The following is a 14262-nucleotide window of genomic DNA, read 5'->3' as shown; positions in this document are numbered from 1 at the left end:
GAGCACATTGTGGGCAAATATATTCTAATCCTGTGATCTTGCTACATTTTTGTCTAAAGTGTTGAATAATCGCCCAGTGTAATTTTAAAGAATGGTAACAATATGAAATACAAGACTTTGATCTTCACCGCGTTGATGCTGATGGTCGGGCGCGTGGCGCAGGCAGAACAGATTGGTTCCGTCGATACCGTGTTCAAAATGTTTGGCCCGGACCACAAAATTGTGGTCGAGGCGTTTGACGATCCGGACGTGAAGAACGTCACCTGCTATGTCAGCCGGGCGAAAACCGGCGGTATCAAAGGTGGCCTGGGACTGGCGGAAGATACCTCCGATGCGGCAATCTCTTGCCAGCAGGTGGGTCCGGTTGAGTTAAGCGATAAAATTAAGAACGGTAAAGCGCAGGGCGACGTGGTGTTCCAGAAACGCACCTCGCTGGTGTTTAAAAAGCTGCAGGTAGTACGTTTCTATGATGCGAAACGCAACACCCTGGCTTACCTGGCCTATTCCGACAAAGTGGTGGAAGGCTCACCGAAAAATGCGATTAGCGCGGTGCCAATCATGCCGTGGCGTTAATTCAGGGACGAACCATGCAACTACCTGTGGTCTGGCTGGTTGAAGACGAAATCAGCATCGCTGACACACTTATCTACATGCTTCAGCAGGAAGGATTCGCGGTGAAGGCGTTTGAACGCGGTCTGCCCGTGCTGGAAGAGGCGCGGCGGCAGTTACCCGCGCTGGCAATTCTTGATGTCGGGTTGCCGGATATCAGCGGCTTTGAGCTGTGCCGTCAACTGCTGGCGCTGCATCCGGCGTTGCCGGTACTGTTTCTGACGGCGCGAAGCGACGAGGTGGATAAACTGCTCGGTCTGGAGATGGGGGCTGATGACTACGTCGCTAAACCTTTCTCACCGCGCGAAGTGTGTGCCCGGGTGCGGACAATTTTACGGCGGATGCAAAAATCAGCCGCGCCTTCGGATGTTGTGCGTATCGGCCAGTTTGAACTGAACGAACCTGCGGCACGAATCAGCTGGTGCGGTGAGGTGTTACCCCTCACGCGCTACGAGTTTTTGTTACTTAAAACATTGTTACAGGCTCCCGGACGTGTGTACTCCCGCCAGCAGCTAATGGACAAGGTGTGGGGTGAAGACGGGGACAGTTTCGATCGTACCGTGGACACCCATATCAAAACCCTGCGCGCCAAGCTGCGGGCGGTGAACGAGGAGCTTTCACCCATCAGCACCCATCGTGGTATGGGCTACAGCCTGGGGCTTCATTAATGCGCATTGGGATGCGGCTGCTGCTGGGGTACTTCCTGATCGTGGGTATCGCCGCGTGGTTTGTGCTGTCGATCTTTGTTCAGGAAGTGAAACCCGGCGTGCGCAGGGCAACTGAAGGGACGTTGATCGATACCGCGACCTTGCTCGCCGAAGTCGGGCGCGAGGATCTCCTTTCGGGCAATGCGCAGCAGGGCAAACTGGCGCAGGCCTTTTCACAACTTCATCAGCGGCCTTTCCGCGCCAATATCGGCGGCATTCATAAAGTGCGCAACGAATACCACGTCTACATGACCGATGCGCAGGGCAGAGTGGTGTTTGATTCCGCGAGTCTGGCTGTGGGGAAAGATTACTCCCGCTGGAACGATGTCTGGCTGACCCTTCGTGGCGAATACGGCGCGCGGAGCACCCAGAGCAATCCTGACGATCCAGAGAGCACGGTGATGTATGTTGCGGCTCCGGTTGTGGACAACGGTAAGATTATTGGCGTGCTGTCGGTCGGGAAACCCAACAGCGCGATGGCACCTGTTATCCATCGCAGCGAGCGACGGATCCTGTGGGCGGGTGGTGCATTGCTTGGCATTGCTTTGCTGATTGGCCTTGTTGTGGCGTGGTGGATCAATCGTTCTATCGGTACGTTGTCGCGCTACGCTGACGCGGTTACCACCGATTCCCCTCTGCCATTACCGAATCCCGGCAGCAGTGAACTGCGCAAGCTGGCGCAGGCGCTGGAGAATATGCGTATTCGCCTGGAAGGGAAAAATTACATTGAACACTATGTCCACTCGCTCACCCACGAGCTGAAAAGTCCGCTGGCCGCAATCCGGGGCGCGGCGGAAATTCTTGCTGAGCAGCCCTCACCGCAGGTCGCCAGGCGGTTTATCGACAACATCCTGGTGCAAAACGCGCGTATGCAATCGTTGGTCGAAAAGTTGCTTGCCCAGGCCCGGCTTGAAAATCGGGTGGAGATTGTCCCCACAAGCGTTGATGTCGATGCGCTGTTTGCGCGGCTAGCTGACGCCCGCTCGACGCTACTGACCGCTAAAAATATCACCCTGACCTGTAAAAGCACCGCGCTGTGTGTGGAAGGTGATGCGGAGCTGCTTGAACAGGCATTGGGTAATTTACTGGATAACGCCATCGACTTCACGCCGGAGGGCGGGGCTGTTCAGCTTGCAGCCCATGAAGGGGACAAGCAGATACACTTTACCGTCACCGACAGCGGCAGCGGGATCCCGGATTATGCCCTGACGCGAATTTTCGAACGTTTTTACTCTCTTCCTCGTGACAACGGATTGAAAAGCAGCGGCCTTGGGCTGGCCTTTGTACAGGAGGTGGCGCGTCTGCACCAGGGGGAGATCACATTGCGTAATCGTGATGAAGGTGGCGTGATGGCCACGCTGATACTTCACCGTCCCTTCACATAACTTCAAACTGGCCCCACATAGCCCGGTTACGCTCTCCTCATCACAAAGGAGACGTAATGATGAAATCCCCCCTGTTCTGGAAAGTAAGCACTCTGCTGGGGTGCATCCTGCTGTTGTTAGTCCCGCTTTTTATGGTCAGTAACCTGATTTCAGAGCGTGAAAACTACCGCAACGATGTTGAAAATACGCTTCGTCAGAGCACCAGCGGACCGCAAAAGCTGGTCGGTCCGATGATTGCGATTCCGATGACGGAGATCTTTTACAAGATAGAGGACGAGAAGAAGGTCGAATACAAGAAAAGCTATATGCATTTCATTCTGCCGGAATCTCTGGTTGTGGAAGGTAACCAGCGCGTGGAGTCCCGAAATATTGGCATCTACGACGGGCAAATCTGGAACGCTGACCTGAAGATAAAAGCACAGTTTAATACCGAAGAGCTAAAACAACTGAGAGGGGAAACGATAACAACAGGGCAACCGTTTATCGTAACGGGCGTTGGCGACGCGCGGGGCATTGGCACGGTCAGTATCTCTAAAATCAACGGTGCGACGCTAAGCGTGGAACCCGGTTCAGGCGTCTACGGGGCGCTTGCTGGGATCCACATCCCGCTGACCGACAAAGCGCTGGAAGCCAAAACGTTTGCGCTTGAGATGTCCCTCAGCCTGGCGGGAACGGGCAGTTTTGCGGTGGTACCGGTAGGGCGTAATAGCGAAATGACGCTCACCAGCAACTGGCCGCATCCGGGTTTTATGGGCGATTATCTCCCCGTTAAGCATCAGATAGGCGAGTCCGGTTTCCAGGCGAACTGGCAGAGCAGCTGGTTTGCAAATAACCTTGAGAGCTGGTTCTACGACAAGGAGTCGCCGGAGTGGGAGGCGCTCCCGGCCTTCAGCGTCACGGTAGCGACGCCAGCCGACCAGTATCAGCTGACTGACCGTGCGATCAAGTACGCTATTTTGCTGATTGCGCTGACGTTTATGGCCTTCTTTGTCTTCGAAACCTTAACCGGATTACGCCTTCACCCGATGCAGTATCTGCTGGTGGGGCTGTCGCTGGTCCTGTTCTATCTGGTGCTGCTGGCGCTGTCTGAACACGTCGGGTTTACGCCCGCCTGGGTTGTTGCAAGTCTGGTTGGCGCAGCGATGAACGGAATGTACCTGCAGGCCGTGCTGAAAAGCTGGAAGCGCAGCGGGCTGTTTGTGCTGGCGCTACTCGGGCTGGACGTGGTGATGTGGTTCCTGCTGCGTTCGGAGGACAGCGCGCTGCTGTTGGGGTCAGCGGTTCTCGCGCTGGCGCTGTTTGCGGTGATGTTCCTGACCCGTCATTTTGACTGGTACTCGCTCTCTCAGCCGAAGCGTCCTGAACCTCCCGCAGAGCCTGATAACGATACACTGCGAATCTGGAAATAAAAAAAACGGCGCAAAGCGCCGTTTTTTTATGTGTTGCGTGCGGGATTACTCCTGCAGATCGCCGCAGAAACGGTACCCTTCGCCGTGGATCGTGGCGATGATTTCCGGGGTATCCGGCGTAGATTCGAAATGTTTACGAATACGACGGATCGTTACGTCTACGGTACGGTCGTGCGGTTTCAGCTCACGGCCGGTCATTTTCTTCAGCAATTCTGCACGGGACTGAATTTTGCCCGGGTTTTCGCAGAAGTGCAGCATGGCGCGGAATTCACTGCGCGGCAGTTTATACTGCTCACCGTTCGGGCTAATCAGTGAACGGCTATTGATATCAAGTTCCCAGCCGTTGAATTTGTAGCTATCGACGCTACGACGCTCTTCGCTGACCGTACCCAGGTTCATGGTTCGGGAAAGCAGGTTGCGTGCACGAATGGTTAACTCGCGAGGGTTGAACGGCTTGGTGATGTAGTCATCAGCACCGATTTCCAGGCCAAGAATTTTATCAACTTCGTTGTCACGGCCTGTCAGGAACATCAACGCGACGTTCGCCTGTTCACGCAGTTCGCGCGCCAGAAGAAGACCGTTTTTGCCCGGAAGGTTAATATCCATGATCACCAGGTTGATATCATTTTCAGAAAGGATCTGATGCATCTCTGCGCCATCGGTCGCTTCAAAGACATCGTAGCCTTCTGCTTCGAAAATGCTCTTTAACGTGTTGCGTGTTACCAACTCGTCTTCAACGATAAGAATGTGCGGGGTCTGCATGTTTGCTACCTAAATTGCCAACTAAATCGAAACAGGAAGTACAAAAGTCCCTGACCTGCCTGATACATGTCGCAAATTAACATGACCGGCCTAACGTGACTAAAGTACGTAATTGCGTTCTTGATGCACTTTCCATCAACGTCAACAACATCATTAGCTTGGTCTTGGGTACTTTCCCTTTGGACCCGACAGTGTCAAAAACGGCTGTCATCCTAACCATTTTAACAGCAACATAACAGGCTAAGTGACACCAGACACCCAATAAAACTACGCTTCGTTGACATATATCAAGTTCAATTGTAGCACGTTAACAGTTTGATGAAATCATCGTAGCTGAATGCTAGCCTTTATCACAATTTTTCAATAAACCAACTAGTTGCGGACCTTGATTTATAAACGAAGTGAATCCAATCAGAATAGGGTATTCATGTCGCTATTATCATTATAAAACATAAGGATAATAGTCTTCTGTTAACATTCTAACTGATTGTTCAGACACAAAATAGTTTAGCGTTTTTAATTTGTTATGAAACGCTATTTCGGTGATTTGTGTTGCAATTTTGTAAATTCGCGCTGCGTAATATGTTGATGTGCATCACATTTTTACCCGCTAACTGATTAAAAAGAGAGCATAAATGCATCTGTCGATTGTACTGGTTGCCCCAGCCAGAGCCGAAAATATAGGCGCAGCGGCGCGTGCCATGAAGACCATGGGTTTTACCGATTTACGTATTGTGGACAGCACGGCCCATCTGGAGCCTGCCGCCCGGTGGGTGGCGCACGGGTCGGGATATATTCTAGATAATATAACCACTTACGACACACTAGCCGCCGCGTTGCACGACATTTCGTTTACCGTTGCGACCACCGCGCGCAGCCGTGCGAAATTCCACTACTACGCCACCCCTGCTGAACTGGTGCCCATGCTGAAAGAGAAAAGCCAGTGGCTGGAGAAAGCCGCGCTGGTGTTTGGCCGTGAAGATTCCGGGTTAACAAACGAAGAGCTGGAACTCGCTGACGTGCTCACGGGGGCACCGATGGTGGCCGATTATCCGTCCCTGAATTTAGGCCAGGCGGTCATGGTCTACTGCTATCAATTAGCTTCCCTAATGCAAATCCCTCAGCCACAGGCTGAAGGGGCAAACGAAAACCAGCTGGCCGCACTGCGCGCTCGTGTTGAGCAACTGTTATCTCAATTGGGGGTTGCTGACGATCAAAAAATGGCTGACTGGCTGCAGCAGCGTTTGGGGCGTCTTGAACAGCGGGACACCGCCATGCTGCACCGTTTGCTGCACGATATTGAAAAAAAATTGGCCGAGTAAAATACTGCCATAAGTTTTTACTATGGCGAATAAGTCTGTCTGGATGGGTTGCACTTGGGGGAATCGGATGAAAATAAATCTGCACGCAGCGGGACGTGAGAGTCTCCCGAAATGTGATCAAATTAAAAATCCATTGACTTAAGGTGCCCGATCCTTTAACCCTAAAAGAATACAGCACAGACAGATAATAATGACAGAGTACACAACATCCATGAAACGCATCAGCATCACCACCATTACCACAACCATCATCATTACCACAGGTAACGATGCGGGCTGACGCGTACAGGAAAAACAAAAAAAAGCCCGCACCTGAACAGTGCGGGCTTTTTTTTCGGCTAAAGGAAACGAGGTAGAACCATGCGAGTGTTGAAGTTCGGCGGTACATCAGTGGCAAATGCAGAACGTTTTCTGCGCGTTGCCGATATCCTGGAAAGCAACGCCAGGCAGGGGCAGGTTGCGACAGTGCTCTCTGCCCCGGCAAAAATCACGAACCATCTGGTGGCGATGATTGAAAAAACCATCGGTGGTCAGGATGCACTCCCGAACATCAGCGACGCAGAGCGTATCTTCGCTGACTTACTGCAAGGGCTGGCAGAGGCGCAGCCAGGCTTTCCGCACGCTCAACTGAAGTCCTTCGTTGAGCAGGAATTCGCGCAAATTAAACATGTTCTGCACGGCATCAGCCTTCTCGGCCAGTGTCCGGACAGCATCAACGCGGCACTGATCTGTCGAGGCGAAAAACTCTCTATCGCTATCATGGCGGGCGTGCTTGAAGCGCGCGGTCATCACGTGACTGTGATCGATCCGGTTGAAAAACTGCTGGCGGTGGGCCACTACCTCGAATCCACTGTTGATATTGCCGAATCAACTCGCCGCATCGCTGCAAGCAAAATTCCGTCTGACCACATGATCCTGATGGCAGGCTTCACCGCCGGTAACGAGAAGGGTGAGCTGGTGGTGCTGGGCCGTAACGGCTCCGACTATTCCGCCGCCGTGCTGGCCGCCTGTTTACGCGCGGACTGTTGTGAGATCTGGACTGACGTCGATGGTGTTTATACCTGCGACCCGCGCCAGGTACCGGACGCCAGGCTGTTGAAGTCGATGTCGTATCAGGAAGCGATGGAGCTTTCCTACTTCGGCGCTAAAGTCCTTCACCCGCGTACCATCTCCCCGATTGCCCAGTTCCAGATCCCTTGCCTGATTAAAAACACCGGTAACCCGCAGGCACCCGGTACGCTGATTGGCGCGAGTAACGATGAAGACGGCCTGCCGGTGAAAGGGATCTCTAACCTCAACAACATGGCGATGTTCAGCGTCTCAGGTCCGGGGATGAAAGGGATGGTCGGTATGGCGGCGCGCGTGTTTGCAGCCATGTCCCGCAACGGTATCTCCGTGGTGCTGATCACCCAGTCTTCTTCGGAATACAGCATCAGCTTCTGCGTGCCGCAGGCCGACTGCCTGCGTGCCCGCCGCGCGCTGGAGGAAGAGTTCTATCTTGAGCTGAAAGAAGAACTGCTGGAGCCGCTGTACATTCAGGAGCGTCTGGCGATCATCTCGGTGGTGGGCGATGGCATGCGCACGCTACGCGGTATCTCCGCCAAGTTCTTCGCTGCGCTGGCACGCGCCAATATCAATATCGTGGCGATTGCCCAGGGCTCGTCAGAGCGTTCAATCTCTGTTGTTGTGGACAACGATGACGCCACCACCGGCGTTCGCGTGGTTCACCAGATGCTGTTCAACACCGATCAGGTCATCGAACTGTTCCTGATTGGCGTGGGCGGCGTTGGCGGCGCGCTGCTGGAGCAGGTGAAGCGCCAGCAGGCGTGGCTGAAGAAGAAACATATTGATCTGCGCGTCTGCGGGATCGCCAACTCAAAAGCGTTGCTGACCAACGTGCATGGCCTGAATCTGGAAAACTGGCAGGCGGAAATGAACGAGGCGAAAGAGCCGTTTAATCTGGGACGCCTGATCCGACTGGTGAAAGAGTATCACCTGCTCAACCCGGTGATTGTCGACTGTACGTCGAACCAGGCGGTTGCCGATCAGTACGCTGACTTCCTGCGTGAAGGCTTCCACGTGGTGACGCCGAACAAAAAGGCCAACACCTCGTCGATGAACTACTACCACCAGTTGCGCCTGGCGGCGAGCAAATCGCGTCGCAAATTCCTGTATGACACCAACGTGGGTGCTGGTTTGCCGGTTATCGAGAACCTGCAAAACCTGCTGAACGCGGGGGATGAACTGCAGCGTTTCTCCGGTATCCTCTCCGGATCGCTGTCGTTTATTTTCGGCAAACTGGATGAAGGCATGAGCCTCTCAGAAGCGACCCGCGCTGCGCGTGAACTGGGCTATACCGAGCCGGATCCGCGTGACGATCTCTCCGGGATGGATGTGGCGCGTAAGCTGCTGATCCTGGCGCGTGAAACAGGTCGTGAGCTGGAGCTGTCCGATATCGTGATTGAACCGGTCCTGCCCGCAGAATTTGATAGCTCCGGTGATGTCGGTGCCTTTATGGCTAATTTGCCGCAGCTTGACGATGCGTTTGCCGCACGCGTTGCGAAAGCCCGTGATGAAGGTAAGGTATTGCGCTATGTTGGCAATATTGAAGAAGATGGTGTGTGCCGGGTGAAGATTGCCGAAGTGGATGGCAACGACCCGCTGTACAAAGTCAAAAACGGCGAAAACGCCCTTGCGTTTTACAGCCACTATTATCAGCCATTGCCGCTGGTGCTTCGCGGTTATGGCGCAGGGAACGATGTTACAGCGGCGGGTGTGTTTGCCGATCTGCTGCGTACCCTGTCATGGAAGTTAGGAGTTTAACATGGTCAAAGTTTATGCCCCGGCTTCCAGCGCCAATATGAGCGTCGGATTTGATGTGCTGGGTGCGGCGGTCACGCCGGTTGATGGTTCTCTGCTGGGCGATACGGTCACGGTTGAAGCGGCAAATAGCTTCAGCCTGAATAACGTGGGCCGCTTTGCCAGCAAACTGCCGTCGGACCCGCGCGAGAATATCGTCTATCAGTGCTGGGAGCGCTTCTGTCAGGAGATTGGCAAAAATGTGCCGGTCACCATGACGCTGGAAAAAAGTATGCCGATTGGCTCAGGGCTGGGCTCCAGCGCCTGCTCGGTGGTCGCTGCGCTGGTGGCCATGAATGAACACTGCGGCAAACCGCTCAACAATAACCGCCTGCTGGGGTTAATGGGCGAGCTGGAAGGGCGGATCTCTGGCAGCATTCATTATGACAACGTCGCGCCGTGCTTCCTTGGCGGCATGCAACTGATGATCGAAGAAAATGGCATCATCAGCCAGCAGGTGCCAGGGTTTGATGAGTGGCTGTGGGTGCTGGCCTATCCGGGTATTAAGGTTTCCACCGCTGAAGCGCGTGCGATCCTGCCTGCGCAGTATCGTCGCCAGGACTGTATCGCCCACGGACGTCATCTGGCCGGCTTTATTCACGCCTGCTATACCCGTCAGCCGCAGCTGGCGGCGAAATTGATGAAAGATGTTATTGCCGAGCCATACCGCACCAAACTGCTGCCTGGTTTTAACGAGGCGCGACAGGCATCTTTGGATATTGGCGCGCAGGCATGCGGCATCTCCGGCTCCGGCCCGACGCTGTTCGCCTTATGCGATAAACCAGACACTGCGCAACGCGTAGCGGACTGGCTCTCTAAACACTACCTGCAAAATCAGGAAGGCTTTGTTCATATTTGCCGTCTGGACACGGCTGGCGCACGAGTACTGGGATAACGAATGAAACTCTACAATCTTAAAGATCATAACGAGCAGGTCAGCTTCGCGCAGGCGGTGACTCAGGGACTGGGCAAAAATCAGGGGTTATTCTTCCCCCATGACCTGCCGGAATTTCAGCTGACCGAGATTGATGAACTGCTGAAGCTGGATTTTGTCACCCGCAGTACCAAAATTCTGTCTGCGTTTATCGGCGACGAAATCCCGCAGGATCTGCTGGAAGAACGCGTGCGGTCGGCGTTCGCTTTCCCGGCTCCGGTTCAGCAGGTGGAGCCTGACGTTGGCTGTCTGGAACTGTTCCACGGCCCGACTCTGGCGTTCAAAGATTTCGGTGGCCGCTTTATGGCTCAGATGCTGACCCACATCAGCGGCGACAAACCGGTAACCATCCTGACGGCTACCTCCGGTGATACCGGTGCGGCGGTTGCGCATGCGTTCTACGGCCTGAAAAACGTTCGTGTGGTGATCCTCTACCCGAAAGGCAAAATCAGCCCTCTGCAGGAAAAACTGTTCTGTACCCTCGGCGGCAACATTGAGACCGTGGCTATCGACGGTGATTTCGACGCCTGCCAGGCACTGGTCAAACAGGCCTTCGATGATGAAGAACTGAAGGCGGCGCTGGGTCTGAACTCGGCGAACTCCATCAACATCAGCCGTCTGCTGGCGCAGATTTGCTACTATTTCGAAGCGGTTGCACAGCTCCCGCAGGAAGCGCGTAATCAGCTTGTTGTCTCTGTGCCAAGCGGTAACTTTGGTGACCTGACGGCTGGCCTGCTGGCAAAATCCCTGGGTCTGCCGGTGAAACGCTTTATCGCTGCCACCAACGCTAACGACACCGTGCCGCGTTTCCTGAAAGACGGCAAATGGGCGCCGAATGCGACGAAGGCAACGCTCTCCAATGCGATGGATGTGTCGCAGCCGAATAACTGGCCGCGAGTGGAAGAACTGTTCCGCCGCAAAATCTGGCGTCTGGGCGATCTGGGTTATGCAGCGGTGACGGATGAAACCACCAAAGAGACCATGCGTGAGCTGAAAGCGGTGGGGTACACCTCTGAACCGCACGCCGCAATTGCTTACCGTGCTTTGCGCGATCAGCTTAATCCAGGTGAATATGGCCTGTTCCTGGGGACGGCGCATCCGGCAAAATTCAAAGAGAGCGTGGAAGAGATTCTGGGTGAAACGCTGCCGCTGCCGAAAGAGCTGGCCGAACGTGCCGACCTGCCGCTGCTGTCTCATGAACTACCTGCGGATTTTGCCGCGCTGCGTAAGTTGATGATGGCTCGAGCGTGATTTTTGTCGGGTGACGGCTACGCCTTACCCGACCTACAACGGCTCAGAACGTAGGCCGGGTAAGCGCAGCGTCACCCGGCAACAGCAGCACTGTACCGAGGCCGGGTAAGGCGACGGCGCCCCCCGGCTTTTTTATGGAGAAATTAAGGAGAAAAAAAGAAGGGAAAATGCAGAAATTCCCAATAAATGCGGTCACTTAGAGATTAGGATTGCAGAGAATAACAACCCCGGTTCCTCTCACGTAACCTCCTTACATCGGCCCACGTTGGGCAAGAAGAATAAGGAGTCACCTATGTCTACGTTGAAACCTGTCCTCATCGCACTTTCACTGATGCTGGTCGCTCCTATGGCGGTACAGGCATCTGAAATCACACTCGTGCCTGCGGTAAAACTGCAGATTGGTGACCAGGATAACCACGGACACTACTGGGATGGCGGTCGCTGGCGTGACCATGACTGGTGGAAGGCCCATTATGACTGGCGCGATAATCACTGGCGTCCTCATGACGAACATCACGATCGTGACGACCATCCAGACCACCGTCACGACGATCATCGTCCAGGTCCGGACTGGAAGCACCATTAATGCAAACCCCGCCAGCTGGCGGGGTTTTGTTTTACTGCTCGTGGCGCTTAAACACCAGTTCACTTTTCCCTGACGACGCTTCGTCAAAGAAATACCCTTCGCTGTTAAATCCTGTCAACTGCTCCGGCTTCGTCAGTCGGTTCTGAATGATGTAGCGGCTCATCAGACCACGCGCTTTTTTGGCGTAGAAACTGATCACTTTGAACTTACCGTTTTTCTCATCAAGGAAGACCGGCTTGATGATTTCCGCATCCAGTTTCTTTGGCTTTACGGACTTGTAGTATTCGTCAGAGGCCAGGTTAATCACCACGTTATCGCCCTGGGCATGTAGCGCTGCGTTTAACTTGTCGGTGATGATGTCACCCCAGAAATGGTACAGATCTTTGCCTTTTGCATTCTCTAATCGGATACCCATCTCAAGACGGTAAGGTTGCATCAAATCCAGCGGACGCAGAACGCCGTACAGGCCTGAGAGCATGCGCAGGTGCTGCTGGGCAAAATCGAAATCGGCTTCGCTGAACTCTTCCGCCTGCAGGCCGGTATACACATCACCTTTAAACGCCAGCAGCGCCTGGCGAGCGTTGGCTGGCGTGAAATCCGGGTGCCACTCGTGGAAGCGGGTGGCGTTAAGATCTGCGAGCTTATCGCTGATGCTCATCAGCGAGGCGATTTGTGGTGCAGAGAGTTTACGCGCTTCGCGGATCAGCTGTTGCGAATAGTCCAGCAGTTCAGGTTGCGTATAGCGCTCGGTGGCGAGCGGGCTCTGGTAGTCGAGCGTTTTTGCAGGTGAAATAAGAATCAGCATATCCAGTCCTTGCAGGAAATTTAGAGCGACTTTAGCAAAAAATCGCCCTGAATTGATCGATAGCTGTTATCGCCGGGGCAAATCATCCCATGTGCCGGGGGCCAGTTGCGCGTCAACTTCAGGATAGCGTGTGGGATCAAATACCGGTGGAACACCCAGTTTGCGTTGACGAAGATAGTCCCGGGCAATCAGGCTAACAATGGGGGAGAGCAGCAGGATCGCCGTAAGGTTGGTGATGGCCATCAGTGCCATGATGACGTCAGCCAGTTGCCAGACCAACGGCATGCTGAGCAGGGATCCTGCAATGACCATCAGTATCACTCCCAGGCGCAACGCACTGATTGCGGCGCGGGAGTCGAGTTTCAGGAAGATAAGGTTATTTTCGGCGTAAAGGTAATTCACCACAATTGAGCTGAAGGCGAACAATATCAGTATGATCGCGACAAAACCGGCCCCCCAGCTGCCAGTAAGGTTCACCAGAGCCTGCTGAAGAAGCTGTATCCCGGCGTTTCCCGACGAATGCGGTACGGGGCCTGCCAGTAGCAAAATCATGGCGCTGGCGGAGCAGATAATAATGGTATCGGTAAAGACGCCAATCATTTGCACAATGCCTTGTGCGGCAGGGTGTGGCGGCCAGGAAGAGGCGGCTGCCGCCGCGTTGGGGGTTGACCCCATACCCGCTTCATTGGAAAACATTCCTCGCTGAAAACCCGCCATCAGCGCCTGGCTGAAGGTGTAGCCCAGCGCACCTGATGCCGCCTCACGCCAGCCAAAAGCGCTTTTGAAGATAGTGGTAATGATTCCTGGAACCTGGTCGGCATGCAGTGCGGCGACAAACAGGCTCGCGCCAACCCAGAGCAGCGCCATCACGGGAACCATCCACTGCATCAGGCGGGCGATGCCTTTGAGACCAGCAGAAATGGTGAACAGAACGAAGAGGGATAAAACGATGCCTGTGATCCACTCCGGGCAGGCGAAGGCATAGCGCAGAGCATTGGCGACAGAATTAGCCTGAACCGTATTAAAAATAAGGCCATAAGCGAGCAGTAAAAAAAGCGAGAACAGAACGCCCATCCAGCGCATCCCTAACCCACGCGCCATATACCAGGCCGGACCGCCGCGAAACTGACCGTGTTTGTCCTTCTCCTTGTACAGCTGTGCGAGAGAGCATTCGGCAAACGAGGTGGCCATGCCAACGATCGCGGTGACCCACATCCAGAAGACGGCGCCAGGACCACCGGCACTGATGGCCAGCGCTACACCCGCCAGGTTACCGCTACCGACGCGTGCGGCGAGACTGGTACAAAGCGCCTGAAACGAGGTGAGTCCGCCTGGCTGCGGCGTAATGCTGTTTTTCAGACTTCTGCCAAACTTGCGTATATATCTAAACTGGATAAAACCACTGTGCAGTGTGAACCATATACCTGTCCCTAATAGCAGATATATCATTATCGAACCCCAGAGGATTTCGTTGATAAAGAAAAGGAAATCAGGCATTAACGTCCCTCTTGTTGATGCCAATATGAATATGTAAGCGCTACCACTGATTGAGCATGCTGTTACTTAGCAGCCTGTTAATATTCTGAGTTTATCATACTCTGTCTAAGCGCACTGTCTGCGGTTGCGCTACCTC

The 14262-nt window shown here is 54.1% G+C and carries 14 protein-coding genes and 1 other annotated feature; of the genes, 11 read left to right on the top strand and 3 right to left on the bottom strand.

The genetic code is table 11. From position 1 onward, the window contains the following. Nucleotides 1-102: 102 nt before the first annotated feature. Genes creA through creD form a run of 4 tightly spaced genes read left to right on the top strand, consistent with a single transcriptional unit; the run spans nt 103 to nt 4110 of the window. Entirely contained in the window at nt 103-573 is a 471-nt protein-coding gene (gene creA, locus AC0XWG_RS03855; protein WP_028016612.1) for a protein CreA, read from the top strand. Nucleotides 574-587: 14 nt separating this feature from the next. After that, nucleotides 588-1277: a two-component system response regulator CreB gene (creB, locus tag AC0XWG_RS03850; protein WP_257246798.1), complete on the top strand. Its 690-nt coding sequence runs from the start codon at nt 588-590 to the stop codon at nt 1275-1277. Continuing rightward, nucleotides 1277-2701 carry a two-component system sensor histidine kinase CreC gene (creC, locus tag AC0XWG_RS03845; protein WP_128348221.1) on the top strand — a complete coding sequence of 475 codons (1425 nt, stop codon included), beginning with the start codon at nt 1277-1279 and terminating at the stop codon, nt 2699-2701. Before creB ends, creC begins: the two co-directional genes overlap by 1 nt. Before the next feature lie 56 nt (nt 2702-2757). Next, a complete protein-coding gene (gene creD, locus AC0XWG_RS03840) occupies nt 2758-4110 on the top strand; it encodes a cell envelope integrity protein CreD (RefSeq protein ID WP_475680385.1) in 1353 nt (450 codons plus the stop codon). Nucleotides 4111-4155: 45 nt separating this feature from the next. On the opposite strand, the gene arcA is transcribed toward creD, so the two are convergent. Further along, nucleotides 4156-4872 (bottom strand): two-component system response regulator ArcA, encoded by a 717-nt coding sequence (gene arcA / locus AC0XWG_RS03835; RefSeq protein WP_003856501.1) that lies wholly within the window; start codon nt 4870-4872, stop codon nt 4156-4158. Between the two features lie 95 nt (nt 4873-4967). Between arcA and yjjY the strand changes: the two genes are divergently transcribed. The 7 genes from yjjY (at nt 4968) to AC0XWG_RS03800 (ending at nt 11824) form a co-directional block, all read left to right on the top strand. After that, nucleotides 4968-5108 carry a YjjY family protein gene (gene yjjY, locus AC0XWG_RS03830; RefSeq protein ID WP_085928893.1) on the top strand — a complete coding sequence of 47 codons (141 nt, stop codon included), beginning with the start codon at nt 4968-4970 and terminating at the stop codon, nt 5106-5108. A gap of 399 nt (nt 5109-5507) precedes the next feature. Beyond that, a complete protein-coding gene (locus AC0XWG_RS03825; protein ID WP_128348223.1) occupies nt 5508-6194 on the top strand; it encodes a tRNA/rRNA methyltransferase in 687 nt (228 codons plus the stop codon). Between the two features lie 211 nt (nt 6195-6405). Further along, nucleotides 6406-6474, top strand: a complete 69-nt coding sequence (gene thrL / locus AC0XWG_RS03820) for a thr operon leader peptide (RefSeq protein WP_015572623.1) — start codon at nt 6406-6408, stop codon at nt 6472-6474. Next, nucleotides 6413-6530 (top strand) — a sequence feature (Thr leader region). (Overlaps the previous gene by 62 nt.) A gap of 24 nt (nt 6531-6554) precedes the next feature. Continuing rightward, on the top strand, nt 6555-9017 hold the full coding sequence (gene thrA, locus AC0XWG_RS03815) for a bifunctional aspartate kinase/homoserine dehydrogenase I (RefSeq protein WP_049005227.1): 2463 nt from the start codon (nt 6555-6557) through the stop codon (nt 9015-9017). A gap of 1 nt (nt 9018) precedes the next feature. Next, nucleotides 9019-9948, top strand: a complete 930-nt coding sequence (gene thrB, locus AC0XWG_RS03810; protein WP_028016618.1) for a homoserine kinase — start codon at nt 9019-9021, stop codon at nt 9946-9948. Nucleotides 9949-9951: 3 nt separating this feature from the next. Then, nucleotides 9952-11238, top strand: a complete 1287-nt coding sequence (thrC, locus tag AC0XWG_RS03805; RefSeq protein WP_028016619.1) for a threonine synthase — start codon at nt 9952-9954, stop codon at nt 11236-11238. A 292-nt stretch (nt 11239-11530) separates the two neighbouring features. Next, a complete protein-coding gene (locus AC0XWG_RS03800; protein ID WP_128348224.1) occupies nt 11531-11824 on the top strand; it encodes a DUF2502 domain-containing protein in 294 nt (97 codons plus the stop codon). Nucleotides 11825-11855: 31 nt separating this feature from the next. Here AC0XWG_RS03800 and yaaA read toward each other — a convergent pair whose 3' ends face one another. Together yaaA and AC0XWG_RS03790 are read right to left on the bottom strand one after the other, a co-directional pair. Beyond that, nucleotides 11856-12629 carry a peroxide stress protein YaaA gene (yaaA, locus tag AC0XWG_RS03795; protein ID WP_128348225.1) on the bottom strand — a complete coding sequence of 258 codons (774 nt, stop codon included), beginning with the start codon at nt 12627-12629 and terminating at the stop codon, nt 11856-11858. 66 nt (nt 12630-12695) lie between these two features. Next, nucleotides 12696-14126, bottom strand: coding sequence for an alanine/glycine:cation symporter family protein (locus tag AC0XWG_RS03790; RefSeq protein WP_475680384.1), 1431 nt, complete (start codon nt 14124-14126; stop codon nt 12696-12698). Nucleotides 14127-14262 lie beyond the last annotated feature (136 nt).

The organism is Enterobacter sp. DVT3837, assembly GCF_056238685.1.
Note: the sequence above shows the minus strand (reverse complement) of the source record. Positions and strands in the feature narration are given on the sequence as shown.

Excerpts from the sequence above, each read along its gene's own strand:
- yaaA (WP_128348225.1), bottom strand. The coding sequence starts at position 12,629 with ATGCTGATTCTTATTTCACCTGCAAAAACGCTCGACTACCAGAGCCCG.
- thrC (WP_028016619.1), top strand. The coding sequence starts at position 9,952 with ATGAAACTCTACAATCTTAAAGATCATAACGAGCAGGTCAGCTTCGCG.
- AC0XWG_RS03825 (WP_128348223.1), top strand. The coding sequence starts at position 5,508 with ATGCATCTGTCGATTGTACTGGTTGCCCCAGCCAGAGCCGAAAATATA.
- arcA (WP_003856501.1), bottom strand. The coding sequence starts at position 4,872 with ATGCAGACCCCGCACATTCTTATCGTTGAAGACGAGTTGGTAACACGC.
- AC0XWG_RS03790 (WP_475680384.1), bottom strand. The coding sequence starts at position 14,126 with ATGCCTGATTTCCTTTTCTTTATCAACGAAATCCTCTGGGGTTCGATA.
- creB (WP_257246798.1), top strand. The coding sequence starts at position 588 with ATGCAACTACCTGTGGTCTGGCTGGTTGAAGACGAAATCAGCATCGCT.
- thrB (WP_028016618.1), top strand. The coding sequence starts at position 9,019 with ATGGTCAAAGTTTATGCCCCGGCTTCCAGCGCCAATATGAGCGTCGGA.
- creA (WP_028016612.1), top strand. The coding sequence starts at position 103 with ATGAAATACAAGACTTTGATCTTCACCGCGTTGATGCTGATGGTCGGG.
- thrA (WP_049005227.1), top strand. The coding sequence starts at position 6,555 with ATGCGAGTGTTGAAGTTCGGCGGTACATCAGTGGCAAATGCAGAACGT.
- AC0XWG_RS03800 (WP_128348224.1), top strand. The coding sequence starts at position 11,531 with ATGTCTACGTTGAAACCTGTCCTCATCGCACTTTCACTGATGCTGGTC.
- creD (WP_475680385.1), top strand. The coding sequence starts at position 2,758 with ATGATGAAATCCCCCCTGTTCTGGAAAGTAAGCACTCTGCTGGGGTGC.
- creC (WP_128348221.1), top strand. The coding sequence starts at position 1,277 with ATGCGCATTGGGATGCGGCTGCTGCTGGGGTACTTCCTGATCGTGGGT.